This window comes from Achromobacter sp. JD-1, assembly GCF_038594925.1.
In the GTDB taxonomy this organism is placed as follows: domain Bacteria; phylum Pseudomonadota; class Gammaproteobacteria; order Burkholderiales; family Burkholderiaceae_B; genus Achromobacter; species Achromobacter spanius_C.
Window position 1 is genome coordinate 80,995 of record NZ_JBCGCS010000010.1, and the last position, 24,910, is coordinate 105,904.

Genomic DNA, 24,910 nt, shown 5'->3' on the forward strand with positions numbered 1-24,910 from the left:
TGCGCGCGCGAGGGCAGACCGGCAACATGACCGGTATGAACAGCGCCGCCGAACTATTCCGCCTCATCTCAAACTTGATCCGCATTGGCACGGTCTTTGCCGTTGACCTGAGCGTCCGGCCGGCGAAGGTCCGAGTTGCCTCCGGAGATCTTGAAACCACCTGGTTACCGTGGCTAGAGCTTCGCGCAGGCAAGACACGAACCTGGAATCCGCCGACCGAGGGGGAGCAAGTTATTGTCTTTTGCCCGGACGGCGAGCCCGCCGGCGGCGTGGTGCTGGCGGGTTTGAACTCTGAGGGCGTCCCAGCGCCTTCGGACAGCGAAGCCGAGCACGTCACCGAATACCCGGACGGCGCGCGCATCACCTATGACCACCAGACCGGAAAGCTCACTGCCGTGGGCATCGCAGCGGCCTTAATTGAAGCCAGCGAATCGGCCACCATCAAATGCCCCGAGATCATTCTTGACGGCAATGTCACCGTGACAGGGCTATTGGCCTACCAGGCCGGCATGGCCGGCAAAAACGGCAAGGGCAATAACACCACCATCGAAGGGAACATCACCCACGAAAACGGCGACCTTTCTTCCAATGGCGTTGTTCTTCACAAGCATAAGCACCGCACCGAGGGGTTGGACGCGCTCACCACGGAGCCGACGCGATGAGCTACATGGGCATGAATGCGGTCACGGGCCTGCGCATTACCGGCCGCGACCATCTCGCGCAGTCCATCAGCAAGATTTTGCAAACGCCAATCGCCACCCGTGTGCGGCGACGGACGTTCGGAGCGAAGGCCGCAGACATGATCGACACGCCCACTAACGGCGCGGCCATTCTGCAGTTGTACGCGGCAGCGGCCACGGCTCTGATGCTGTGGGAGCCGCGCTTGCGCGTGCGCTCAATGTCTGTAGAGGTGGACCCTGACCGGCCTGGGCGAGTCGTTTTGAACATCAATGGCGAAGCCGATACGGGAGACCGGATCGAAGACGTATCGGTCGCCACTACGCTGAGCGCCTGACATGGCAAACCCCAACATCATTGACCTTTCGCAGCTACCCGCGCCCGACGTCGTGGAAGCGCTGGACTATGAGCAAATCCTCGAAATCCGTAAGGCCCGCTATCTGGCGCTTTTCGCGCTAGAAGATCAAGACGCCATCGGCAAGGCGCTCGCCCTAGAATCGGAACCGCTGGTTGTCGTTTTGCAGGAGAACGCGGAGCGTGAGGTAATCGTTCGCCAGCGTGTAAACGACGCGGCGCGCGGGGTACTGCTCGCCTTCGCGCGTAAGAGCGACTTGGAACACATCGCGGCCGAGTACGGTGTTTACCGCCAGCTCATCCAGCCTGCGAACCCTGCTGCCGTGCCGCCTGTTGATGCGGTGTACGAGAGCGACGAAGAGCTGCGTGAGCGCGCCCAAATGGCCTGGGAAGGTCTGTCCACGGCAGGCCCGCGCGACGGCTACGTGTTCCATGCCCTGAGCGCTGACGGTTTGGTTGCCGATGCGACCGCGACCAGCCCCAATCCCTGCGATGTGCTTGTCTGCGTACTGTCGCGCAATGGCGACGGCACAGCAGAGTCCGAGGTCCTGGCCAACGTCGCAGCGACACTCAATGAAGAAGACATTCGGCCCATGGGTGACCGCGTGACCGTGCAGTCATCGGAAATCGTGCCGTACCGCGTTCGTGCAGTGCTGCACATGAAGGGCGAAGGGCCAGGCCGTACGGTGGCATTGGACGCCGCGCGTAACGCCTGCGCGGCTTACGTGAACCGTCCGAGGCGCGCAGGCGTGTCCGTGTGGCGCTCCGCCCTCACCGCCTCGCTGCACGTCGAAGGCGTGGATCACCTGGCGCTATTGGAACCGGCGGGCGATCTGGTACTGACGGCCTCGCAGGCGGCCACCTGCACGGGCATTGAGTTGTCCATCGCCGCAGAGGGCTGATATGGCCGAAAAGCCCACACTGCTGCCGCCGGCGTCGACCCCTGCTGAGCGCAGGCTTGCTCAAGTCGGCGCCGACATCGAAAACATCCCTTTGCCCATTCGCTCGCTTCGCCGTGCAGCGACTGCGCCGGCCGCACTGCTGCCCTGGCTTGCGTGGGAGCGGTCAGTAGACCGCTGGGACGATGCCTGGTCCCTAGCTGCTAAGCGCAAGGCGCTAGCGAACTCGTTTCGGATACACCAGATCAAGGGCACCATCGGCGCGTTGCGGCGCGTCGTTGAACCGCTGGGGTATCTGCTTGAGGTGACTGAGTGGCATCAGATGGTGCCCGAGGGCCAGCGCGGGACGTTCCGTCTCACCATCGGCGTTCTTGATGGCGGAATATCCGAGCCGATGTACTACGAATTGGGCAGGCTGATCGACTGCACGAAGCGCCTGAGCCAGCACATGATCGGGCTGGCCATCGCGGTGGAAGTCCGAGCGCCCGTGAATCACGGCATTGCGTCCTATGACGGCGACGAAATGACCGTCTATCCCTACCAACCCCAACCCGTGGAAGTTCAGGGCGGAGTATCCGCCGGCCTGGCCACGCACATCATCGACATTCTCACGGTGTACCCATGACAACGTTTTTTGGAATTCTGACCAAGGTCGGCGAAGCCAAGGAAGCCAACGCCAAGGCGCTGGGCGTCCCGGTTCTCATCACGGAAATGGAAGTAGGCGACGGCGGCGGTGTCTCGCCCACTCCCAACCGCGAGCAGACTGCGCTCATCGGATCGAAGCGCCGAGCGCTGATTAATCGTTCATTCGTGGACCCCAAAAACCCGTCCTGGCTCGTCGTGGAGCAAGTCATTCCTGAAACGGACGGCGGCTGGTGGATTCGGGAGCTTGGTTTGCGTGATGCTGACGGCGATCTGGTGGCGGTGGCCAACTGCCCGCCCACCTACAAGCCGCAATTGGCCGAGGGGTCGGCTCGCACGCAAGTGGTGCGCATGGTCCTGGTGATTACCAGCAAGGCCGACTTCACGCTAAAAGTGGATCCGGCGGTAGTGCTGGCCACACGCGAATATGTGGATGAGGAAGTAGCGCAGCGGCTTGGAAAGAACGAGACTGCCGCAGCGGCCATAAAGCTTGCTACCGCTCGAAAGCTATCCGTCTCGGGCGCCGCAAAGGCAGCACCTAAGAACTTTGACGGCAGTGCGGACGTTGACCTGGTGCTCTCCGATCTGGATATGGACACTGCAACGAAGGGAAAGCTGGCCGTGGTCCGTGGAGGCACGGGTTTGGCCTTAGTGCCGGATGGTCATGTGTTAGTCGGAAAAGAAGATGGAACGCTGCGCACCGCAACAATCGACTCGTTGCTGCCCGTTGGTCGATTTCCGCTCATCTTTTCCATCCTGGCACTGCCCTCGGAGAACGTCGGCCCCATCTTGGTCGCCGAGTGCTCAGAGATCTGGATATGGACCGAGACACAGTACTTCACGGGCTACCGGTCTCCCCTGTGCGGCCGCCCTATTGACGGACACACAGTGACGCCGCTGGCCAACGAGGTGGATGCAGTGGGCGGCCTCTTGCCGAAGGCGGAATATGCGCGGCTGTGGAGCTACGCTCAAGAAAATGGTCTTGTTGTTCCGCAGTCCACCTGGGCCGCAAACATAGGCGCGCACTATTTCGTGGACTACGACGCGAGCCAATTCCGCGTTCCAGACCTGCGCAATATGTTCCGCCGTTTCACTGGAACCGACGCTGATACTGCAAATGCGAGGGTGTTGGGCAGCAGACAAGGTGATGGATTGCGCAGCCATCTGCACACTTTGCCTAATGCCACCTGGGACGCGTTCAGCGGAACCTCGTCGATGGGGTCCGCTAGCGGTTCATCGGGCACTGTTATAAGTCGTTCGACTACGTCCGCTGGTGGTGCTGAAACCCGGCCGGTGAACGTTGCTTATCACCCACGTATCCATGCTTGATGTCTGCCTCACTGCAAATGCGAGAGGCTTGGGAACCTTGCAAGCGCAGGGCCTGCAACAGCACATCCACAACATAGCAAAGCGCATTAGTCCGAACCGTGTAGAGGCGGTTACGGGAACACAAGCCTGGGCCTTGCTGGACGGTTCGGGAATGACAACCGACGCAGCAGGAGGCCCAGAAACACGCCCGGTGAATGCCGCCTACCAACCCCGCATACACGCCTAGCTCAAGCATGGATTCTCGGATGGTAGGCGGCGTTCATGGGTCTCGTCTCGCGGCCCCCAAGGTAGGTCGCGCCGGACCCGTAGCTACTGTTGGAGACACCCGCGTATATCTGGGCGGACCCGATACCTCCGCCAGTTGCCGCCCATGTCTGATTCGATAGCCGGAAGGGGTTGCCATTCGTGTTTACCGACTCGGTCTGCACGCTTCCCATCGCCCTTGCATTTGCAGTGCAAATTTCACCAACAGGAGTAATACGTATGAAAGTTGTGCATCAGACAGATCCCAACGGCTTTTTTCTTCACGAGGTTGGCGCGAGCGAATTGGCGTTATCGCCGGGCGACTTCAATATTCCATTTGGCGCATATGTCGATGCCCCGCCCACTGTGCCCGCCGGCAAAGTCGCGCGCCGTGAAGGGGACCGCTGGGTCGTCGTTGACGACCATCGGAGTACACCGCTTTGGAACGTAGAGACGGCGCAGCCTTACAGCGTAGGTACGAGCGCAACGGTGGACGGGAAAGAGGTTCTGTACCCCGGCTATGGACCCATCCCAGCCTGGTTGACCGTGTTGGAGCCTGTTGCGCTACCGGCCGGCCCGGAAAACCCCGATCTAGCGGAACAACGCCGCGCCTAAGCGCAGGCGGTTTGCGCAGATTGGATAGCCGCGCGGCCTAAGCGAATCTGCGCGAGTTGACGCTTTCCTGACGGACTTCTTGCAAGCTTCTGCGCCAACTCTCTGCCGCGAGGGGGGGGGGGGTGCGGCTTTCCTGATGCGGCGTCGGCTAGGGTGCATGGCAAAAAAAACGAAGTATCCCCTGTGCTGTGTATCCCTCTTAGACAATGCAATCCCCGTGCGCGCGCGAGTGCCAGCCCTCAAACTGCAAGCCATACCCCGCGCATTGAAGAGCGGGATGTCGCTCACCATCAATGAGGGCTTTTCATGGCACTGGATCAATACCACCACGGCGTGCGCGTTGTCGAAGTTGACGGCGGCACGCGCCCCATCCGCACCGTTTCTACCGCCATCGTGGGCCTTGTGGCCACGGCCGAGGATGCGGACCCGGCAACCTTTCCCCTGAATACGCCCGTCCTGGCGACCAATATGGCTGCTGCCGCCGCCAAGGCAGGCACGCAAGGCACGCTCGCGCGTTCGCTACAGGCCATCGCATCGCAGACCAACCCCGTTTCCGTCATCGTGCGCGTGGAGCAAGGCGAGACCGAGGCCGAGACCACATCTAACGTCATCGGCGGCGTGGACCCCAACGGCCGATACACCGGTATGAAAGCGTTGCTCGCTGCCCAAAACTCTGGCCCGAAGGTCAAGCCGCGCATCATCGGCATCCCCGGCCTGGAGAACGCTGCAACCACCGCCGCCCTGGCAGAGACGGCGCAGAAGCTGCGCGGCTTCGGCTACGCCAGCATTACCGGCTGCAACACCATCGAAGAGGCGGCCGCGTTCCGCGAAGGCTTCGGGCAACGCGAACTGATGTTGATGTGGCCGGACTTCCTGGGTTGGGATACGCGCACGAATGCCGAAGGCATCATCACCGCATCCGCCGCCGCGCTGGGCCTGCGCGCAAAGCTGGACAAAGACATCGGCTGGCATAAGGTGCTGTCCAACGTCGCTGTCAACGGTGTCACGGGCATCAGCAAAGACGTTTTCTGGGACTTGCAAGACCCCGCCACTGACGCCGGCTATCTGAACGAGAAGGACATCACCACGCTGGTGAACCGTAACGGCTTTCGTTTCTGGGGTAGCCGGACTTGCGCCGGCCCCGAAAGCCTGTACCCGTTCGAGAACTACACCCGAACCGCGCAAATCCTGGCCGACACGATGGCCGAGGCGCATATGTGGGCCGTTGACGCGCCGCTGCATCCGTCGCTTGTCAAGGACATCCTGGAAGGCATCAACGCCAAGTTTCGACAGCTCAAATCCCTGGGCTACATCATCGACGGCGAGGCCTGGTACGACGAAGAGCCGAACACCAAGGAATCGTTGAAAAGCGGCAAGCTCATCCTCGACTACGCCTATACGCCCGTCCCGCCCCTGGAAGACCTGGCATTCCGCCAGCGCATTACCGACAGCTACCTGTTGGACTTCGCGCAGCGCATCGGCGCCTAACCCCCAAACGGCCGGTGCGGCGCGCGCCGGTCTATCTGAACCTCTGGAGCCAAACAAATGGGAATGCCCAGCAAGCTCAAAAACATGAACGTCTATAACGACGGCACCAGTTATGCCGGTGTCGCCACTTCCGTCACGCTGCCCAAGCTCACGCGCAAGATGGAAGCATTTCGCGGCGGTGGCCTGGGCGGCGCTGTCAAGGTGGACTTCGGCCTGGATGATGACGCGCTAAAGGTCGAATGGACGTGCGGCGGCTATCTCACGCAGATTCTCAAGCAGTACGGCTCGGTCGATGTGGCCGGCGTGCAACTGCGCTTTGCAGCGGCGTACCAACGCGACGACACGCAAGACGTAACGAGCGTGGAGATCATTGTGCGCGGTCGCCATTCGGAGATCGATCGCGGCGAAATGAAGGTTGGCGAGGACACCGAAATGAAGATGGTGACCGAATGCGTTTACTACAAGGAAGTAGTGGACGGCGAGACCCTCTTTGAGATCGATGTCGTGAACATGATTCACATGGTCGGCAGCGTCGACACCATGCAGGCCATCCGTACCGCCATCGGCCTCTAACCCTGAGCATCACTGGAACCATCATGACCGCCACCACCACCACCACCATTACCACCACCGAGCCGCAAGACGCCAACCAACCCGCGCCCGTCATCGACACGGACAACCTGAAATCCGTTGACCTGGACGAACCTATCAAACGCAGCAGCGGCGAAATCAAGCGGCTGCTGATCCGCAAGCCCAATGCCGGCGCGCTGCGCGGCGTGACCCTCATGGCGTTGGTGCAGGTTGATGTCCAAGCTCTGCGCACCGTGCTGCCGCGCGTGTGCGATCCCATCCTGACGCCGGCGGAGATCAACGCCATGGACCCGGCCGACCTCCTCAGCACGGGGGCAACGCTGGCCAGTTTTTTTATGAGCAAGGCGGAGCGGCTGGCTATCCAAACGCCGTAGAGGATGCCATGGCGGATGTGGCCATGGTCTTTCACTGGCCGCCCGCCGCAATGGACCCGATGGATCTGGCCGAGCTGGCCGACTGGCGCGAGCGCGCGCGCGTCCGCCACCAACCCGAGACGTAAACGATGGACAAGGCGCTACAGCTTCGCGTCATCGCGGCCCTGCAGGACAAGCTATCCGGGCCGCTACAGAAAATCAGGAAAACGGCCGGCACGTCCGCGCAGGGAGTCGCCGACCTGCGCGGTAAGCTCAAGCAGCTCACCGCCGCGCAGCGTGAGGTCGGCCAATTCCGCGAACTCACGAGAGGCCTGCAGTCCACGCGCGCGGAGCTGGCCGCAGCCCAGCAGCGTGTCGCCACGCTCGCCCAGCAGATGCAGGGCACCACGGCCCCTACTCGCGCCATGACGCGCGAATTCAGCCAGGCGGTACGTGTAGCGCAACAGCTAAAGGAGCGCCACGGGCAACAGTCCATTGAATTGCAGCGGCTGCGTGACAATCTCAGCCGCACGGGAATTTCCAGCTCCAACCTGGCGCAAGACGAGCGCCGACTGCGCCAACAGGTTGACCAGACCTCACAGGCGCTCACGCGCCAGACACAGAAGCTGCAGGCGGCCGCCAGCCATCAACAGAAGCTTACGGCGGCCAAGGAAAGGTATGGCGCGGGCAAGGCCACAGCCGGCGCGATGGCAGGGACCGGCGCGGGCGCCCTGGCCACCGGCGGGGCAGCGCTGTACGCCGAATCTCGTTTTATCCGGCCCGGCGTGGAGTTTGACGCCAAGATGAGCAAGGTTCAGGCGCTTTCGCGCCAGGACAAGGCCAGTGCGGAAATGAAAGCGCTTCGGCAGCAGGCCCGCGACCTGGGCGCCACAACGATGTTTTCCGCCACCCAGGCGGCCGATGCGCAAGGCTTTCTCGCCATGGCCGGCTTCAACGCCAAGGCAATTCTTGACTCCATGCCCGGCATGCTGTCGCTCGCCAAGGCTGGCGATACTGACCTGGCGCAAACCGCCGATATCGGATCCAACATCCTGACTGGCTTTAAGTTGCCCGCCGATCAAATGAGCCGCGTGGGCGACGTATTGACCGGCACCTTCACGCGCTCCAACACCAGCCTGTACATGCTGGGCGAAACCATGAAATACGTGGCGCCCGTGGCCGCTGGTGTTGGGCAAGACATTGAGACCGTGGCGGCGATGGCCGGCAAGCTGGGCGACGCCGGCATACAGGGCAGCATGGGCGGCACGGCGCTGCGCGCCATCCTGGGCCGCTTGGCCGCACCGCCCAAAGCAGCGGCCGACGCGCTGGACGGATTGGGCATCAGCACCAAAGACGCCGCCGGCAATCTGCGAGATATGCCGGCCATCCTGGAAGATCTGCACAAGAAGACCGAAAAGATGGGCAATGCCGAGCGGGCAGGCATTTTCAAAGCCATCGCCGGCGAGGAAGCATTTAGCGGCCTGCAGGTGCTTGTCGGCCAGGCCGGCACAGGCGATCTGCAGAAATTCGTCGCCACGCTCAAGCAATCGGCCGGTGAAGCGGACAAGACCGCCGGCACGATGGCCAATAACCTGGTGGGCGACCTGGATGAACTTTCCAGCGCATGGGAAGACGTGGGCATTCAGGTTGAAGAGCTACACGATGGAAGCCTCCGTAAGCTGGTACGCGGCCTGGCCGGCGTGGTCAGCAATGTTGGCGAGTGGATGAAGGCCAACCCCAAGTTGGCCAGCGCGCTCACGATGGGCGCCGCCGCCATCGCGGCTTTAATTGCGGCATTCGGCGCTCTCACGCTGGCTATGGCCGCCGTGCTGGGGCCGTTCGTAATGGTGCGCTTTGGGCTTTCCATGTTGGGCATTCAAGGCGGCAGCTTGCTGGGCGTGCTGTTCAACTTGGCCAAAGGCGGCTTTGGCTTGCTGGGCGGCGCCATCATGACCGTGGGCAAGCTGCTTATGGCCAATCCGATCGCGCTGGCGGTCATGGCCATAGCAGGCGCGGCGTACCTGATTTATCAGTATTGGGGGCCGATCAAGACCTTTTTCTCAGGCATTTGGGCTCAGGTTACTGCCACCTTCGACGCCACCATGCAATGGCTGCGGACCACGTTGGCCGCGCTAAACCCTATCCCGATTCTGTCGGTCGCCTGGAATGGATTAACGACCTTCTTCTCTGGCATTTGGGAAAGCGTGAAGGTCGCATTTAACGGCGGCCTGTCCGGCATTGGCGCCCTGCTGGTGAACTGGTCCCCTTTGGGTTTGCTGTACAAGGCGATTACCGGCGCGCTGGGAACGCTGGGCATTGAGCTGCCGGGTAGCTTCACGAAGTTCGGGTCCATGTTGATTCAAGGCCTTATCAACGGCATCACAAGCATGGGCGGCGCGCTCAAGGAATCCATTTCCAACATCGGTACCGGCATCGTCGGTTGGTTTAAGGAAAAGCTAGGAATCCGTTCGCCAAGCCGCGTTTTCGCCGAGATGGGCGGCTTCGTGTCCGAGGGGGCCGCTGTCGGGATCGAAGACCGCCAGCCAGCCGCCGTAAAGGCCGCCCAGGCGCTCGCCGCGTCCGTCGCCATAGGCGGGGCTATGTCGCCAGCGTCCGCCGCACTGGTGCCGTCTACAGCGGTGCTACCGCCGACCGCTGCGATGGCCAGCGACAGTAGCGCTCTGGCCCGGATCGATAGCCGGCCAGCGATGGCATCCGCGGCCGCTGGCAGAAGGCCCATCACGGTCCAAGGCGACACCATCACGATTCAAATCAACGGCACGGGCGCGAGCGCCAACGACATCGCCCGAGCGGTTGAAGAGACGTTGCGCCGCCGCGATAGCGATAAAGCCGCGCGCCTACGCTCCTCGTACCACGACACCGAATAGGACACCGCCATGATGATGGCCCTAGGCATGTTTATTTTTGGCCTACCGACTGCCGCGTACCAGACGCTCAAGCGTCAAACGGAATGGCGGCACCCCTCGAACTCACGGATGGGCGCGGGTCCTGCGTATCAATTCGTGGGCAAGGGCGAGGACACGCTCACGCTGGGCGGGACCATCATCCCGCAGCTTTTCGGCACCACCAGCAGTTTGCGCTTGCTTCGCCGCATGGGCGATACGGGAAAGGCATATGTCATGGTGGACGGCGTGGGCACCGTTCACGGCGCTTTCATCATCACGGGCCTGGACGATGAAAGCTCGATGTTCTTCGTGAACGGAGTGGCGCAGAAGGTCGATTTCACGCTCACCCTCAAATGCGTGGATGACTCTCAGGCGCGGCCGCTGCTTGATGACCTGCAAATTCCGATCGACAAGATGGACGGTTCGATTCTTGGCTGGGGGCTTTGATGGCGATCCAATCGACAGCCGGCCAGGTCAACCCGCGCGCCGAACATCCGACGCCCCTGTGGCGCGTCATCGTGGACGGCAAGGATATGACCGACAAAGTCGCGCCGCGCCTGATGAGCCTTTCGATTACGGAATGCCGATCCGACCAGGCCGACCAATTGGACCTGGTGCTAGACGATGCCGACGGCCGCCTGGCGCTGCCGCGCCGGGGCGCCTCGGTGCGCGTATACCTGGGTTGGAATGGTGCGCGCGGCCTGGTGGATAAGGGCACGTTTGAGGTGGATGAGGTGGAGTTTTCCGGCCCGCCGGACACCATCACCGTGCGAGCACGTAGCGCCGACATGAGCAGCGCGCTCCGCACGCGAGCAACGCGCAGCTTCCACGAGACCACCATCAAGGCCATCGTTGAAACCGTTGCCAAGGCCCACCAGCTCGCGTCGATCGTGGGCAGATTCGGCGATACGAAGATCGCGCATATCGACCAGACCGACGAATCAGATCTTGCATTCTTGAACCGCATCGGGAAGCGTTATGACGCCGTGGCGACTATCAAAGAAGGCAGGCTGCTGTTCATAGCCGTGGGCGCGGGCGATACAGCGAGTGGCAAGGAAATGCCCACCATCGAGCTGACACGCCGCGATGGCGACAGTATCCGGTATCACGTCGCGGATCGGGATTCCTATACGGGTGTGCGCGCATCCTGGCAAGACAAGGGCAAGGCAACCCGCCGTCACGTCCTGGCCGGCGTCATCGGCAACGCCAAGCGCCTGCGCCAGCTCTATGCGAGCGAAGAAGATGCGCTTGAAGCGGCGCGCGCTGAATGGGCAAGGTTGCGGCGTGGCATGGCCACGTTACGGTTTGATTTGGCGTATGGGCGGCCGGAGCTGGCTCCGCAAACGAAGGTGCGATTTGCAGGCATCAAGGAACCCATCAGCTCAACCGTATGGTTGCTGTCGAGGGTCACGCATAAGCTCGACGATAGCGGCCTCACGACAAGCGCCGAGGGCGAGACGATAGAAGCGGCAGACGCACGCAAGACGGACGAGGCCCAGCCTAGCGGCGACCTGCCTGCGGATGAGGACGCGGAATAGCCCGCGCCTCATTACCGCCCGACGTTCACCATCACATTAACCACCAGCTGCACCGCGCCAATCTGGATGTTGTTGTTTCCGGAGATTGTTTGACGCGGTGCAGTTTCACCAGCGAGCTGCAGGTTTCCATCGCCGTCAATGTGTTGCTCATTGGGCAATGGCTCCGATGACACATGCGCATTGCTGGCGTCTTTGGAGCGCTTCAACGCTTCGTAAAGCGTGCTCAACACATCGTCGTTTGGTTGAACCTGGTGAGGCTGATTGAGGATATGAACGTTGGAGTTAGGACCGTGAGGCTTATGCATTTCTTATCTTCCTACTGTGCTTCGCCAGCTCCATACAGACACATGAAACCGGATGCGCCTGCAGCCCTTGCCGGCTTATTAGGGCTTCACTGCCTCCTTTCCTTCACAGTCGAACCCCTACGCAGCTAGTTCCAGCACCAGCGCGACCAACTGATCCTGTGACGGCGCCGTCTGGGCTTTGCTGGCCCGGTACAACGCATCAGCCGCCTTGCGTTTCTTGGCCACGCTCATCTCCCGGCCCGTAGCTTCAAGGGCCATTTCCAATGTCTCCCACGCTTTCCCGTAGCGGTCTAAGTCCGCCTCTAGATCCTGTTGGGACAACGCCCGCGTACCGGTCACGATAAAAGCGACATCTGCACCGCCCTTTGAGACGAGTGCCAAAAACTCCGCATTGGGTACCTGTGCGCCCTTCTCCCATTCGACCTGCGAGCGTTTCGAGGCTCCACCAATTTCCGCGAATGCCTGTTGCGATAGACCCAGGCGTTCACGCTCTTCTTTCAGCCGCTGACCAATCTCAAGGCGCATTTTTATGCACTCCATATATTGACAAGTGCAGATTGCTGCACCAGAATCACACTGTTCCTCATCAAAACACAGTGTAACGCCATGAGACATAGAGATTCATCGTCTAAAGGTGCTAATTCCTGCACCCCGAGAAAGTTGGTTGGGCTGCGCATGAGCACGGAACAGGCCGCTCAGTTGAAGGACTACGCGGCCGCTGACAACCGCTCGATCGCGCAGTTCGCACTCATGATGTATCAGCGCGGGCTTTGCCAGTACGAAGCGGAGCGCTTGGCGCAAGCCCCAGACCGTCGTAAGAACAAGGCGCGGGCGCGAGCATGAATCAACTCGGCCAGCGGTGTCCCCATTGCGATACCTGGGCGACGGTTAGACACAGCGTTGAACTGTCGCCCACCGTCCGCGCCCTTTACTTCCAATGCCGTGCGCTTTTCTGCGGCCACACCTGGAAATCTCATCTGGAAATGGTCTGCACGGTCACGCCGTCAGCCGTCGCCCGTCCTTCGATAAACCTTCCCATATCGCCCAAAAGCGAAAACCTTCGCCTGCTGTCGGCCAGCAAAACTGATCCCCGCCAGCAGAGCATTTTTGGAGACCACGATGCATAGAACAGCCCTTTCCCTGGTGTCGGGGTCCGTTGACTGGAACCGCCCATTCTTGGCCGACCAGGCGCATCAGTTTTTGGCAGTCGAGCTAGAACAGGGTACCCGCCCCGCCGCCTTCCGCGACAACCTATTGCTTGAGCGCTGCACCGCGCACCTGATGGCGGTGGCCAACTGCTCGAAGCGCACGGCCGCGACCCAGGCCGCCCAGGCGATTGCCGAGGTATCGAGTGCCCGCAGCCGCCTCACGTTGGACATGGACCGCAGTACGAGCCATGCCCTTTTTGTCATTGACCGTGCGTCTGGCAGCACTCGCGTGATTTCCGCCGCAGAGCTTGCCGCCATTCTTGAAGCCCACGGCGCCGCACAGGCGTCCCGCCAAGCGCGGACCTTCTAACTCCCCTGCCCCTGCTTTCCGCCTTGCTGGCGGGCGTTCGAGCGCCCGCCACGGGTAACTGTTTTCAAAAGGAATGAATATGCCCGCCATCTCCGTGCATGCCCGCATCGAAACACACATGAACGACGACGAGGTAAAGGCCTTGGCCAAGCTGACCGAATATCTTGTTCGTGGCGCCTATGAACACGGTCAATCCCTCTTTCTTACTGCCGCCGCTGGCAATGCGGCCGTGTCTGGCCACATGCTGACCGCCACCTGCGCTGTCCACGCCGCCGCGATGCGCACCCTGCGCGAACGCAACCTGTCGGCGTAATCATGAAGCCCGATATTCACCGCGAAGTCATGGAGCGCTTGGCGGCTTTCGAGTTCAAGCCGTCAAACGACAAGGGCTGGCTGCGTCAAGGCCGCTGCCCCGCCTGCAACAAGAAAGAGCTGTACACGAACGCTGAGAATCCGTGGGTGCTGCGTTGTGGCCGCCTGAACAACTGCGGGTATGAAGGCCACGTCAAAGACCTGTACCCGGAAATCTTCGATCACTGGTCCACCCGGTACGCCGAAGAAGCCAAGACCAACCCAAACGCGGCCGCAGATGCGTATCTCATGCATGCCCGCGGCTTCGACATTTCCAAGTTGAAAGGCTGCTACACGCAGGAGACTTACCACGACCGTGAGAAGAACATCACGTCGGCAACGGTGCGCTTCCCCGTTGCGCAGTCGTATTGGGAACGCCTGATAGACCAGCCTAGCCGCTTCGGCAAGAAGAAGGCCCGCTTCAAGTATGGCGGCAGCTACATGGGCGAGTGGTGGACGCCGCCCGGGTTCGACATCGCCAAGGTTTCTGAACTGTGGCTTGTTGAAGGGATTTTCGACGCCATCGCGCTCTGGTCAGTCGGCATCCAGGCGGCGGCCCTTCTCAGCTGCAACAACTACCCGAGCGTTGCCTTGCGCGCCGTCGCGGACGCTCGCCCCAACAACTTGCCGCATCTGATTTGGGCACTCGACGGAGATAGCGCCGGTCGCGGCTTCATCCGAAAGTTCTTTGAGCGAGCCAGCGAAGAAGGCTGGACAAGCAAGGCCGCCATCATCCCGCAGGACGGGCGCGTAAAACGCGACTGGAACGACCTTTACCAGCTCGACCGCAATACCGAAGATCCAGCAAAGCAGCGTCTTTCAGCAGAGGGGCGCAAGCTCTATCTGCATCATGGCGCTGTATTGCTGGCAAAGTCCGCTACTGAAAAGGCTTTGCTGCTGTACGAGCACGACAACAGCCGCACCGAGTTCGATTTTGAATTTGGCAAGCGCCTGTACTGGTTCCGCATGGACATTGACGCCTATCAAAAGGCCATGGACCGTATCGGGAACGAGGCAAAGGAACAGCTCACGTCGGAAGAGCTACGCGCGCAGGCGCTGCGCGAGGCTGGCGGAATCCGGCCTATCTCCAATTGCTATCCGACGCCGCTCTACTTCCAAGAAAACAAGCTGACGGACGAGAGCTGGTATTACTTCCGTGTGGAGTTCCCCCACGATGGGCCGCCCGTCAAGAACACCTTCACATCATCCCAGGTTTCCACAGCCAGCGAGTTCAAGAAGCGTCTGCTTGCCATCGCGCCCGGCGCAATGTTCTCCGGGCAAGGCCACCATCTGGACAAGATGATGGAGCGCCGCCTTTTCAATATCAAGCGCGTCGAAACCGTCGATTTCATTGGCTACAGCCGCGAACACGGCGCTTACGTCCTCGGCCGCATCGCGGTCAAAGACGGACATATCTACGAAGTCAATCAAGAGGATTTCTTTGACATCGGAAAGCTGTCCATCAAAAGCCTGAATCAGTCGGTCATGCTTGCAATCAACAACGATCCGAACGAGTACACGACGGGTTGGCTACAGCACATTTGGACGGCCTTCGGCGCGAAGGGAATTGTGGCGGTGGCCTATTGGTTGGGTTCATTGTTCGCCGAGCAAATACGCCAAGCACAGAAGAGCTTTCCGTTTTTTGAAATTGTGGGTGAAGCCGGATCGGGCAAGTCCACCCTGATTGAGTTTCTTTGGAAGCTATTCGGGCGCAGCGACTATGAAGGTTTCGACCCATCCAAATCTACGACCGCTGCACGTGCGCGCAACTTCGCGCAGGTCGCTGGCCTCCCCGTCGTGCTTATCGAGTCCGACCGTGAGACCCTGGGCGACGAAAAATCGCACGTCAAATCCTTCGATTGGGACGAGCTGAAGACTGCGTACAACGGCCGCAGCATTCGTTCCCGAGGCGTGGCCAACGGCGGCAACGAAACCTATGAGCCGCCGTTTCGCGGTTCCATCGTTATTTCGCAAAACAACGAGGTAAACGCGTCCGTACCGATTCTGTCCCGTATCGTCCACATCAACATCGACCGGGCGGGCCAAAACGCGAAGACGCTCGCCGCCGCCGTCGCATTGGAAACCATGCCAACGAGCGCGGTATCCGGTTTTATCCTCGCGGCCACTAAGCGGGAAGCGGCGATCTTGGAGACGATCACCGATCGCTACCAAACGCACCACGACGCCCTCAGCGCCCGTGGCGACTTGAAGATGCCACGCATCGTAAAGTGCCACGCCCAGCTGATGGCCCTCGTGGACGCGCTTCGCCTAGTCGTGAAGTTGTCCGATGAGCAATACACGTCCGCCATGCGGCTCGTCGGCGATATGGCCGCCGCTCGCCAAGTCGTCATCAACGCCGACCATCCCATCGTGCAGGAGTTTTGGGATGCGTATGCGTATCTCAACGGCGATGACGAGTTGCAGCCTCACCTCAATCACTCCTGCGATGACGACGTTATCGCGGTCAACCTCAACGAGTTCATTGAGGTCGCCGCCAATCATCGCCAGCAGGTTCCGGCGCTGCGTGACCTGAAGAAGGTCTTGCGTACCAGTCGCAAATACAAGTTCCTTGAAGTGAAGACGGTGAAGAGCCGTATTCGTCAGCACAGCAGCCAGGCCGGCAGCAACAAGGCCTCGACGGTGTACTGCTGGGTTTTCAAGAAGGGGGCATAGAGATGCAAAAGCCCACCTCTGAACAACTCGCCCAGGCTCACGCCGAATCGGGCCTTCGCGGCACGCTGACGGACGCCATGCGCTCGCCCGTGCTGGCACGCTGCTTGGAAATCACCGCGCTGGCGCTGGCGCACACCCGTGCTGATCGCTACCGCCCGCTGCCGGCGGCGCCGCCTTCAACGCTCGCAATCAAAGCGCAATCCCACCGATTCAACACGCCGCGCCCCGATTTCAAACGTGCCTGCGCGGCAGACAAGGACGAACCACAATGAGAACTGCAATCGACCTCTTCGCCGGCCTGGGCGGCAACACTGAAGGCGCGCGCCGCGCAGCAGTGCGTGTCCTGTGGGCGGGCAACCATTCCCGCACGGCGGTGGATACGCATGCGGCCAACCATCCGGGTGCCATGCACGTTTGCCAAGACCTGCACCAAGCGGACTGGACGCAGGTTCCGGCACACGATCTTTTGATTGCATCGCCAGCTTGCACCGGCCACACGCCGGCGCGCGGAAAAGAACAGCCGCACCACGATGCAGCCCGCTCAACCGCTTGGGCTGTGGTGTCCGCTGCCGAATGTCACCGGCCGCCCTTCCTATTGGTCGAAAACGTTCCAGCCTTCGCAAACTGGCAGCTCTACGGCGCATGGTGCGCCGCGCTCATCACGCTGGGCTACGCCCTGTCGCCTGTAGTGTGGGACGCTGCAGATTGCGGCGTCCCGCAGCACCGCAAACGCATCCTCATCTTCGGCACACGGACCAAGCACCCAATCGAGCTGCCTACGCCGGCAGCGCCGCACCGCGCCATCAGGGATGTTCTCGACTTCGCCGCCGGGAGCTGGTCGGTAATCGACCGGCCGGGCCGGTCCGCCAGGACGCTTGCGCGGGTGCGTGCCGGCCGGCGCCAGTACGGCGACCGCTTTGTAATGCCTTACTACGGCTCAGGTTCAGGACTTACGGGCCGGTCGCTTGATCGACCTATCGGCACGATCACTACCCGCGCGCGCTGGGCGCTTGTTGATGGCCACCGCATGCGGATGCTCACCACGGGCGAAAACTGCGCCGCCATGGGGTTTTCGAGGTCTTACCAACTACCAGAGAGCCAGGCGAAGGCCTTGTTCATGCTGGGCAACGCCAACCCCCCGCCGCTGGCGGAATACGCGATCAATGCGATCAGGAGGCACGCATGAGCGAAGCGAAGAAACCGCGTCAGCGCCGGCTCCTGCCGCCTGAAAAGCTCCTTGCCGGTGCGCTCTACTCATGGACGGAGATTGAGCCATTCGTCCGCGTCAGCCGCGAGACGTGGCGCATGCGCGTCAAGGATGGCACCGCGCCGCCCAAGGTTCCGACAGGAGCGCGAGGGATCAAGTACCGAGGCATGGAGGTGCTGCGCTGGATTGATGACCCTATCAGCTACGAGGCGCCACGCCCATCTGCTAACCGTCGATAGGCATCAGCGGCTCGGGACGGCCCGCCGCGAGCTTTTCCACGTAGTCGGCCCACTGCTGCATGAACGCCACACGCTCGTCCAGAAACGCCGTCCGGTTGTAGGCCCGGCCCAACGGGTCTACAACCTTGTGGGATATCTGCAGCTCCAACACGCGCTCATCGGCCTTTAGGCGTTCGGCCGCAAGCGTGCGTGCAGATGCTCGGAAACCATGCGCGGTCATCTTCTTGGCGTAGCCCATACGCCGCAACGCGACGAGTATGGCCCCCTCCGACAAGGGCCGGTCCGTCTTCCGATTCGACTTAAACACCCACCCGGTATGCTCTGTCGCCGGCCGCAGCGCTTCTAAGATGCTGACGGCTTCTGTGGATAGGGGGACAAGGTGCGACTGCCAGCCAGTCCGCGTGATCTTCGTGTCTCCTTCCGCTCCGTCACGTTCGGCCGGTATCTCCCACATCGGCGCGCCCCAATTCTTGCCGGCCAGGTCGAATTCATCCCAGCGCGCCTCGCGTAACTCAGATGGCCGCTGGAACACCAGGGGCGAGAGCCGCAGGAGCGCCCGCGTCACCAGCTCGCCGCGATAGCTGTACATCTTGCGCAGCAGCTCACCAAAAGCAACAGGGTCCGTGATGGCGGCGAAATGCTGCGTTTTCGGCGTGATGACCGCACCGCGTAGCGCCTGCGTGGGGTCCGCCTGGGCTTTGTTGCGCGCCATGGCATAGCGGAACACCTCTCCGACGAAGCCGCGAAGCCTGCGCGCGGTCTCGGGAGCGCGGGCCTCGACCCGTTCAAGGATGGTCAGTATGTCGGCTGCAGTGATGCCGGCGATGGCCCGCCGGCCGATCCAGGGGAACACGTCCTTTTCCAGCTTGCCAAGCACCTCCTCGACGTAGCCGGCCGAGTTCCCCCGCGCGAGCTTTTTGGCCCACAGTTCGCGGGCCATACCTTCGAAATCATCAGCCGCAGCGGCACGGATGGCGTGCTTCTCCTGTTTGCGTTCGGCCATCGGATCGGCGCCGGCGGCCAGTTGCGCGCGCGCAGCCGCGTGCTTTTCGCGGGCGGACTTCGCAGACACGTCCGGGTACACGCCCAGGGCCATCGTCCGGTCTTTGCCGGCGTGCCGGTAGTTGTAGCGCCAGTAGCGCGTACCGTCGGGTTTGACGAGGATATGCAAGCCGCCGCCGTCGGCCATCTTGTAGGGCTTTTCCCTCCCCTTGGCGGCGCGGATTGCGGTGTCTGTCAGCTTGGCGAGCGTGGCCATATCTCCCCTATGAAAAACGGGTACTTTTTTTGGGTTTTGGCCCCAGGGGGCCGCGATACCCGCGAAAGTACCCGATTTATGAGGTTGCTTCTAGTGGTGCTTACTGGGCAAACCTGGGCAAGAAAAAACCCGCACAGCTAAGGCTGGTGCGGGTTTCAAGGCATTGCTGGGCAATACCGGTACAAATCTTGGCGGACAGAGGGGGATTCGAACCCCCGATACGCTTTTGACGTATACACGCTTTCCAGGCGTGCGCCTTCAACCGCTCGGCCACCTGTCCTAATCGGCAATTTCGTAGGTAAAAAGGCACTACGAAAATTGCGAATCCGCGATTCTAGCAGGTTTCGGCGCAACGCAGCAAGCCGAAGCACAAAGGGGGACGCACCGAGCGCTCTAGCTCAGTGTGCCCCCCCTTTTTACCTTTCAGTGCGAAGACGGCGGTTCCTGCTCGCGATAAGAGCTGACCGTGCCGTCCGGCTCGGTTTCTTCCAGCCTGACCCTGAAGCCCCACAGGCGCGCCAGATGCTTCATCACCTGCTCGGCATCCTCGCCCGCCAAGGGGCGGCCACGACTCTTCAAATGCCGCAATACCAATGAGCGATCCGAATCGCGGTTGAACCGCACCACCTGGATGTCCGGCACCTGGTTGTCGCGGTTGTGCTGCGCGGCCAGCAGACGGCGAATGTCGCGGTAGCCCTCGTCGTTGTGGATGGCGGCCACTTCCAGCTTCGGATTCGACTGATGGTCCGAGATTGCAAACAAGCGGAACTCGCGGATCAGCCGCGGCGACAGGTACTGCGAGATGAAGGACTCGTCCTTGAAATTGCGCATGGCGAAGTCCAGGGTCTTCTGCCAATCGCCCCCCGCAATATCGGGAAACCACTTCCGGTCTTCGGGCGTGGGCGCTTCGCAGATACGGCGGATGTCCGACATCATCGCAAAGCCCAGCGCATACGGGTTGATGCCGCCATAACCGCGTTCGTCAAAGCCGCGTTGGCTGACCACATTGGTATGGCTTTGCAGGAACTCCATCATGAAGCCGTCGTTGACCAGCCCTTTTTCATGCAAGCGGTTCAGGATGGTGTAGTGCCAGAACGTGGCCCACCCTTCGTTCATGACCTTGGTTTGCGTCTGCGGGTAAAAGTACTGGGCAATCTTGCGGACGATACGCACCAACTCTTTTTGCCAGGGCGCCAGCTTGGGCGAGTACTTCTCAATGAAGTACAGCAGATTCTCTTCGGGCTCCGGCGGGAACACCGACGTGTCGGTACGGGTGTCCTTGTCGGTTTCCAGGCGTGGCAACGTGCGCCACAAGTCGTTGTATTGCAGCCGCGCATGTTCCTTGCGCTCGGCCTGGCGCGCGGCCTCTTCCTTGAACGACATCGGCGCGGGCCGTTTGTAGCGGTCCACCCCGTGGTGCGACAGCGCATGGCAGGAATCCAGCAAGGCTTCCACCGCGTCGATACCGTAGCGGTCTTCGCACGACATCACATACTTGCGCGCGAATACCAAGTAGTCCAGCACCCCATCAGCGTCGGTCCATTGCCTGAACAGGTAGTTGCCCTTGAAGAACGAGTTGTGCCCATAGCACGCGTGCGCAATCACCAGCGCCTGCATCGTCATGGAATTTTCTTCCATGAGATAAGAGATGCACGGGTTGGAATTGATGACGATCTCGTACGCCAGGCCCTGCATGCCGCGCCGGTAGTACTGCTCGTTGCGGATGAATTCCTTGCCGTAAGACCAGTGTGGATAGCCGATAGGCAGCCCGGCCGACGCATAGGCGTCCAGCATCTGTTCCGAGGTGATCACCTCGATCTGGTTCGGATACGTATCCAGGCCGTACTCGGCCGCGACCTTGGAAATCGCGTCGTCATAGGACTGGATCAGTTCGAACGTCCATTCGGACCCTTGGGATATCGGCCGAGCGCCGCCGGCCGATCCCGGCTCCACGAGAGCACCCACGATGGCATTCATGCGGTTTCCTTCTTGAACAGGTCATGGAACACGGGAAAGATCTCGCCGCGATCGCAGATGCGCCGCATGACGAAATGCGGCTCCAGCTTCTGTTCATACTCGGCCCACAGGCTGCTCTTGCGAGCCTCTTGCGAGTCGGGAATTTCGATATAGGCGAAGTACCGTGTCGACGGCAGCAGATGCTCCGCCAGAAAGCGCGCGCTCTTGCCCGCGTCGGCGCCGAAAGAATCGCCATCACTGGCTTGCGCCGCGTACACGTTCCACCCCGAGGGCGGATAGCGCTTTTCCAGAATCTCGCGCATCAGCTCCAGCGCGGACAGCACGATGGTGCCGCCGCTCTTGGGGTCGTAGAAGAAGGTCTGTTCGTCGACTTCCTCGGCGTTATCGGTATGGCGGATGAAGACCAGGTCCACGTGCTCGTACTTACGCGACAGGAACAGGTACAGCAGGGTGAAAAAGCGCTTGGCCAAGTCCTTCTTGCCTTCGTCCATGGACCCCGAAACGTCCATCAAGCAGAACATGACCGCGCGCGCCATCGGAATGGCAACCGATACCCGATTGCGGTAGCGCAGGTCCAGGTCGTCCAGGAACGGCACGCGGGCAAGGCGCTCGCGACAGTCCTCGACCTCCTGCTCCAATGTACGGAGGGTTGCGGCGGGCGCGCCCGCTGCTTGGGCTTCGGCCAAGGCTTTTTCAGCGTCTTCAAGATCGGCGCGCGCTTTCACGTTCAGCGCAACGCGACGCGCCAACGATGACTTGAGCGTGCGGCTGATGCTCAACATGCTGGGCGAGCCGGTCGTGGTGTAACCGGCGCGCTGCCACTTCTTCTGGCTGACTTCGCCCAGTTGGTTGCGCGCCAGATGCGGCAGCTCCAGGTCCTCGAAGAACAGGTTCAGGAACTCGGCCCGCGACAAGCTGAAGGTGAATTGATCAACCGATTCGCCTTCGCCAGGGTCGGACCCGCCCTCGCCTTGGCCACCCTGCGGCCGGTCGATGGTGTCGCCCTTGGCGAACTCGCGGTTGCCCGGGTGCACCATCTCGCGATCCCCGCCCGAACCGTGGTGGAACGTGGGTTCGGAAATATCCCGGGCGGGCAGATTGATCTCTCCGCCTTGATCCATATCCTGAATGGAGCGGTCACGGATCATCCCGTGAACCGCCTTGCGGATCTGGTCTTTGTAGCGCCGCAAAAAACGCTCGCGGTTGACGGCGCTTTTATTGCGCCCGTTAAGACGGCGATCGATCAGTGAATTCATGATTCACCTCGCTCAGGAAGACTTCCTCACTCGGAGGTACCACTCGCACAGCAGCCTGACCTGCTTTTCCGTGTAGCCCTTTTCCACCATGCGATCCACGAAGCTCTGGTGTTTCGACTTGTCCTCGGCCGAAGCCTTGGCGTTGAACGAAATCACCGGCAGCAGATCTTCCGTATTCGAGAACATCTTCTTCTCGATCACTTCGCGCAGCTTTTCATAGCTGGTCCAGGTCGGGTTGCGGCCATTGTTATTAGCACGCGCCCGCAGCACGAAGTTCACGATCTCGTTGCGGAAGTCCTTCGGGTTCGCGATTCCAGCAGGCTTCTCGATCTTTTCCAGCTCGTCGTTCAACGCGCTGCGATCGAAGCTTTCGCCCGTTTCCGGATCACGGAATTCTTCGTCCTGAATCCAGCAATCGGCAAACGTGACGTAGCGGTCAAAGATGTTCTGGCCGTACTCCGAATACGATTCCAGGTAGGCGGTCTGAATTTCCTTGCCGATGAATTCCGCATAACGCGGCGCCAGGAACCCCTTGATGAATTCCAGATACCGGCGGCGGATCTCTTCCGGATAGTCTTCGCGGCCGATCCGTTGTTCCAGCACGTACATCAGATGCACCGGGTTCGCGGCCACTTCCGTCTGGTCGTAGTTGAAGACGCTGGACAGGATCTTGTACGCGAATCGCGTGGACACCCCGTTCATGCCTTCGTCCGTGCCAGCGTAGTCCTTGTATTCCTGCAAGGCCTTGGCCTTCGGATCCACGTCTTTGAGGCTTTCACCGTCGTACACGCGCAGCTTGGAATAGATGCTGGAGTTTTCGGGTTCTTTCAGGCGGGTCAGCACGGAGAACTGCGCCATCATGTCCAGCGTTCCCGGCGCGCACGGAGCGGCCGACAAGGAACTGTGGTGCAGCAGCTTTTCGTAGATGCGGACTTCCTCAGACACCTGCAAGCAGTAAGGCACCTTGACGATATAGATACGGTCAAGGAACGCTTCGTTGTGCTTGTTGTTGCGGAAGGTCTGCCATTCGGATTCGTTCGAGTGGGCGAGGATCGTGCCGTTGAACGGAATGGCGGAGAAGCCTTCCGTGCCCTTGAAGTTGCCTTCCTGCGTGGCCGTCAGCAAGGGATGCAGCATCTTGATCGGAGCCTTGAACATCTCGACGAATTCCAGCAGGCCCTGGTTCGCCAGACACAAGCCACCGGAATAGCTGTAGGCATCCGGGTCGTCTTGCGAGTGGCGGTCCAACTTGCGGATATCGACCTTGCCCACCAGCGAGGAGATATCCTGGTTGTTTTCGTCGCCGGGTTCGGTCTTGGCGATGGCCACCTGACGCAGCACCGAGGGGTTCAGGCGCACGACGCGGAATTGCGAAATGTCGCCGTCGAATTCCTTCAAGCGCTTGACTGCCCAAGGCGACATGATGCCCGTCAGGTAGCGGCGCGGAATGCCGTATTCCTTTTCAAGCGTGTCGCCAAAACGCTCCGGATGGAACAGGCCCAGCGGTGATTCGTTGACGGGCGAGCCCTTCAGCGCATAGATGGGATAGCTCTCCATCAGGGCCTTCAGCCGTTCCGCAATGGACGACTTGCCGCCGCCCACAGGGCCCAACAGATAGAGGATTTGCTTGCGCTCTTCCAGCCCCTGCGCGGCGTGTTTGAAGAACGCGACGATCTGCCCGATCACGTCCTCCATGCCGTAGAACTCCTGAAACGCCGGATAGCGCCGGATGGTCCGGTTGGAAAACAAACGGGAAAGACGTGGGTCGTTACGCGTATCCACGACCTCGGGTTCGCCGATTGCCGCAAGCATGCGCTCAGCGGGACTGGCGTACGCCATGGGATCACGTTTGGCGAGGTTCAGATATTCCTCAAGAGAAAGCTCTGACTCCTGCTCTCTTGCATACTGCGACTTGAAGCCTTCGACGATGTTTTGCACGGAAACCTCCTACAACACGCGAAAAATTCACTACGCCTACGTGTCCCCATTGTGCCTAAGTGCCTGCGCAATACTAGTCAAACTCGCATTTGGCATTTCCGGCCAGTTGTTATGTTGCTTTCGCCACACAGCAACCATGAAGCACGATCGGACCCTTATCGTTTAGGCTGCACGCGCCTGACACAAGTTCCGTCAGGGAATGCAACTTACGTGAATAAGTTAACTGGCTCGTCTTCAGCATATTGCTGTGGCAGGCACGCGTGGTGCGACTGCACATGAAATGGACAGCAATGATTTGAAGGGATGAGCGATATCCCGATGGATTCTTATGATTCGAGCAGTAGCCCGATGCGCCCGCCATGCGATGGCAGCGGACGTTCTGAAGAGCGCGTTGCGCTTCGTTCAGCAGCGTGCCGGTTCGGTTGTGAAATAGCGCCGATATCGCGGCACGGGAATCCGTGGTGACGAGGGCGTGTAGCGCGGTTCGGTGATGGCCGTATGCACGGAGCGCCAAGTCATGCGCCTATGCTAAAGCCAATTGACGGTTTTGTG

The 24,910-nt window shown here is 60.7% G+C and carries 27 protein-coding genes and 1 tRNA gene; 21 read left to right on the forward strand and 7 right to left on the reverse strand.

From position 1 onward, the window contains the following. The first annotated feature begins 26 nt into the window (after positions 1-26). From WBR68_RS16960 to WBR68_RS17020, 13 genes are all read left to right on the forward strand, one after another. Positions 27-662, forward strand: coding sequence for a phage baseplate assembly protein V (locus tag WBR68_RS16960; protein ID WP_230694798.1), 636 nt, complete (start codon positions 27-29; stop codon positions 660-662). After that, entirely contained in the window at positions 659-1,015 is a 357-nt protein-coding gene (locus WBR68_RS16965; protein ID WP_230694799.1) for a GPW/gp25 family protein, read from the forward strand. Before WBR68_RS16960 ends, WBR68_RS16965 begins: the two co-directional genes overlap by 4 nt. A 1-nt stretch (position 1,016) precedes the next feature. Further along, complete coding sequence (locus WBR68_RS16970) at positions 1,017-1,934, forward strand: baseplate J/gp47 family protein (protein WP_230694800.1); 918 nt, start codon at positions 1,017-1,019, stop codon at positions 1,932-1,934. Between the two features lies 1 nt (position 1,935). Beyond that, positions 1,936-2,556 carry a phage tail protein I gene (locus WBR68_RS16975; RefSeq protein ID WP_230694801.1) on the forward strand — a complete coding sequence of 207 codons (621 nt, stop codon included), beginning with the start codon at positions 1,936-1,938 and terminating at the stop codon, positions 2,554-2,556. After that, on the forward strand, positions 2,553-3,902 hold the full coding sequence (locus WBR68_RS16980; RefSeq protein ID WP_230694802.1) for a phage tail protein: 1,350 nt from the start codon (positions 2,553-2,555) through the stop codon (positions 3,900-3,902). The genes WBR68_RS16975 and WBR68_RS16980 overlap by 4 nt, the downstream gene beginning before the upstream one ends. 483 nt (positions 3,903-4,385) lie before the next feature. Continuing rightward, positions 4,386-4,760, forward strand: coding sequence for a phage tail protein (locus WBR68_RS16985; protein WP_230694803.1), 375 nt, complete (start codon positions 4,386-4,388; stop codon positions 4,758-4,760). A gap of 306 nt (positions 4,761-5,066) precedes the next feature. Further along, the gene (locus tag WBR68_RS16990) at positions 5,067-6,248 is read left to right on the forward strand and encodes a phage tail sheath protein (protein ID WP_230694804.1); all 1,182 of its coding nucleotides are present in this window, start codon (positions 5,067-5,069) and stop codon (positions 6,246-6,248) included. Positions 6,249-6,305: 57 nt separating this feature from the next. Then, a complete protein-coding gene (locus WBR68_RS16995) occupies positions 6,306-6,821 on the forward strand; it encodes a phage major tail tube protein (RefSeq protein ID WP_230694805.1) in 516 nt (171 codons plus the stop codon). A 23-nt stretch (positions 6,822-6,844) separates the two neighbouring features. Next, positions 6,845-7,213: a phage tail assembly protein gene (locus WBR68_RS17000; protein WP_230694806.1), complete on the forward strand. Its 369-nt coding sequence runs from the start codon at positions 6,845-6,847 to the stop codon at positions 7,211-7,213. An 8-nt stretch (positions 7,214-7,221) separates the two neighbouring features. After that, the gene (locus WBR68_RS17005; protein ID WP_230694807.1) at positions 7,222-7,338 is read left to right on the forward strand and encodes a GpE family phage tail protein; all 117 of its coding nucleotides are present in this window, start codon (positions 7,222-7,224) and stop codon (positions 7,336-7,338) included. Positions 7,339-7,341: 3 nt separating this feature from the next. Next, a complete protein-coding gene (locus tag WBR68_RS17010; protein ID WP_230694808.1) occupies positions 7,342-10,080 on the forward strand; it encodes a phage tail tape measure protein in 2,739 nt (912 codons plus the stop codon). Positions 10,081-10,089: 9 nt separating this feature from the next. Beyond that, complete coding sequence (locus tag WBR68_RS17015; RefSeq protein WP_230694809.1) at positions 10,090-10,545, forward strand: phage tail protein; 456 nt, start codon at positions 10,090-10,092, stop codon at positions 10,543-10,545. Between the two features lie 71 nt (positions 10,546-10,616). Then, positions 10,617-11,636 carry a contractile injection system protein, VgrG/Pvc8 family gene (locus tag WBR68_RS17020; protein WP_230694810.1) on the forward strand — a complete coding sequence of 340 codons (1,020 nt, stop codon included), beginning with the start codon at positions 10,617-10,619 and terminating at the stop codon, positions 11,634-11,636. A gap of 11 nt (positions 11,637-11,647) precedes the next feature. Here WBR68_RS17020 and WBR68_RS17025 read toward each other — a convergent pair whose 3' ends face one another. Both WBR68_RS17025 and WBR68_RS17030 read right to left on the reverse strand, forming a co-directional pair. Further along, positions 11,648-11,941, reverse strand: a complete 294-nt coding sequence (locus WBR68_RS17025; RefSeq protein WP_230694811.1) for a hypothetical protein — start codon at positions 11,939-11,941, stop codon at positions 11,648-11,650. 117 nt (positions 11,942-12,058) lie between these two features. Next, complete coding sequence (locus WBR68_RS17030) at positions 12,059-12,466, reverse strand: helix-turn-helix domain-containing protein (protein WP_230694812.1); 408 nt, start codon at positions 12,464-12,466, stop codon at positions 12,059-12,061. 150 nt (positions 12,467-12,616) lie between these two features. Here WBR68_RS17030 and WBR68_RS17035 point away from each other — a divergent pair, with 150 nt between their 5' ends. The 8 genes from WBR68_RS17035 to WBR68_RS17065 all read left to right on the forward strand — a co-directional run bounded on the left by WBR68_RS17035 (position 12,617) and on the right by WBR68_RS17065 (position 17,929). Continuing rightward, on the forward strand, positions 12,617-12,784 hold the full coding sequence (locus WBR68_RS17035) for a hypothetical protein (RefSeq protein ID WP_230694813.1): 168 nt from the start codon (positions 12,617-12,619) through the stop codon (positions 12,782-12,784). Then, positions 12,781-13,068, forward strand: a complete 288-nt coding sequence (locus WBR68_RS31495; RefSeq protein ID WP_370641241.1) for an ogr/Delta-like zinc finger family protein — start codon at positions 12,781-12,783, stop codon at positions 13,066-13,068. Before WBR68_RS17035 ends, WBR68_RS31495 begins: the two co-directional genes overlap by 4 nt. Beyond that, positions 13,061-13,459: a hypothetical protein gene (locus tag WBR68_RS17040; protein ID WP_230694814.1), complete on the forward strand. Its 399-nt coding sequence runs from the start codon at positions 13,061-13,063 to the stop codon at positions 13,457-13,459. The genes WBR68_RS31495 and WBR68_RS17040 overlap by 8 nt, the downstream gene beginning before the upstream one ends. 79 nt (positions 13,460-13,538) lie before the next feature. Further along, positions 13,539-13,772, forward strand: coding sequence for a hypothetical protein (locus tag WBR68_RS17045; protein WP_230694815.1), 234 nt, complete (start codon positions 13,539-13,541; stop codon positions 13,770-13,772). 2 nt (positions 13,773-13,774) lie between these two features. Beyond that, positions 13,775-16,483: a toprim domain-containing protein gene (locus tag WBR68_RS17050; RefSeq protein ID WP_230694816.1), complete on the forward strand. Its 2,709-nt coding sequence runs from the start codon at positions 13,775-13,777 to the stop codon at positions 16,481-16,483. 2 nt (positions 16,484-16,485) lie between these two features. Beyond that, the gene (locus tag WBR68_RS17055; protein WP_230694817.1) at positions 16,486-16,755 is read left to right on the forward strand and encodes a hypothetical protein; all 270 of its coding nucleotides are present in this window, start codon (positions 16,486-16,488) and stop codon (positions 16,753-16,755) included. Then, positions 16,752-17,669 carry a DNA cytosine methyltransferase gene (locus tag WBR68_RS17060; RefSeq protein ID WP_230694818.1) on the forward strand — a complete coding sequence of 306 codons (918 nt, stop codon included), beginning with the start codon at positions 16,752-16,754 and terminating at the stop codon, positions 17,667-17,669. The genes WBR68_RS17055 and WBR68_RS17060 overlap by 4 nt, the downstream gene beginning before the upstream one ends. Beyond that, the gene (locus WBR68_RS17065) at positions 17,666-17,929 is read left to right on the forward strand and encodes a helix-turn-helix transcriptional regulator (protein ID WP_230694819.1); all 264 of its coding nucleotides are present in this window, start codon (positions 17,666-17,668) and stop codon (positions 17,927-17,929) included. The genes WBR68_RS17060 and WBR68_RS17065 overlap by 4 nt, the downstream gene beginning before the upstream one ends. Here the strand turns inward: WBR68_RS17065 and WBR68_RS17070 are convergent. From WBR68_RS17070 to WBR68_RS17090, 5 genes are all read right to left on the reverse strand, one after another. Beyond that, positions 17,916-19,187, reverse strand: coding sequence for a tyrosine-type recombinase/integrase (locus tag WBR68_RS17070; RefSeq protein WP_230694820.1), 1,272 nt, complete (start codon positions 19,185-19,187; stop codon positions 17,916-17,918). The two genes, WBR68_RS17065 and WBR68_RS17070, sit on opposite strands and share 14 nt — an antisense overlap. Positions 19,188-19,376: 189 nt before the next feature. Next, positions 19,377-19,467 (reverse strand) — tRNA-Ser (locus WBR68_RS17075). 143 nt (positions 19,468-19,610) lie between these two features. Next, a complete protein-coding gene (locus WBR68_RS17080; protein WP_050447147.1) occupies positions 19,611-21,164 on the reverse strand; it encodes a SpoVR family protein in 1,554 nt (517 codons plus the stop codon). Next, complete coding sequence (locus WBR68_RS17085) at positions 21,161-22,420, reverse strand: YeaH/YhbH family protein (RefSeq protein WP_050447146.1); 1,260 nt, start codon at positions 22,418-22,420, stop codon at positions 21,161-21,163. Before WBR68_RS17085 ends, WBR68_RS17080 begins: the two co-directional genes overlap by 4 nt. 12 nt (positions 22,421-22,432) lie before the next feature. Then, positions 22,433-24,349, reverse strand: coding sequence for a PrkA family serine protein kinase (locus WBR68_RS17090; protein WP_370641244.1), 1,917 nt, complete (start codon positions 24,347-24,349; stop codon positions 22,433-22,435). Positions 24,350-24,910 lie beyond the last annotated feature (561 nt).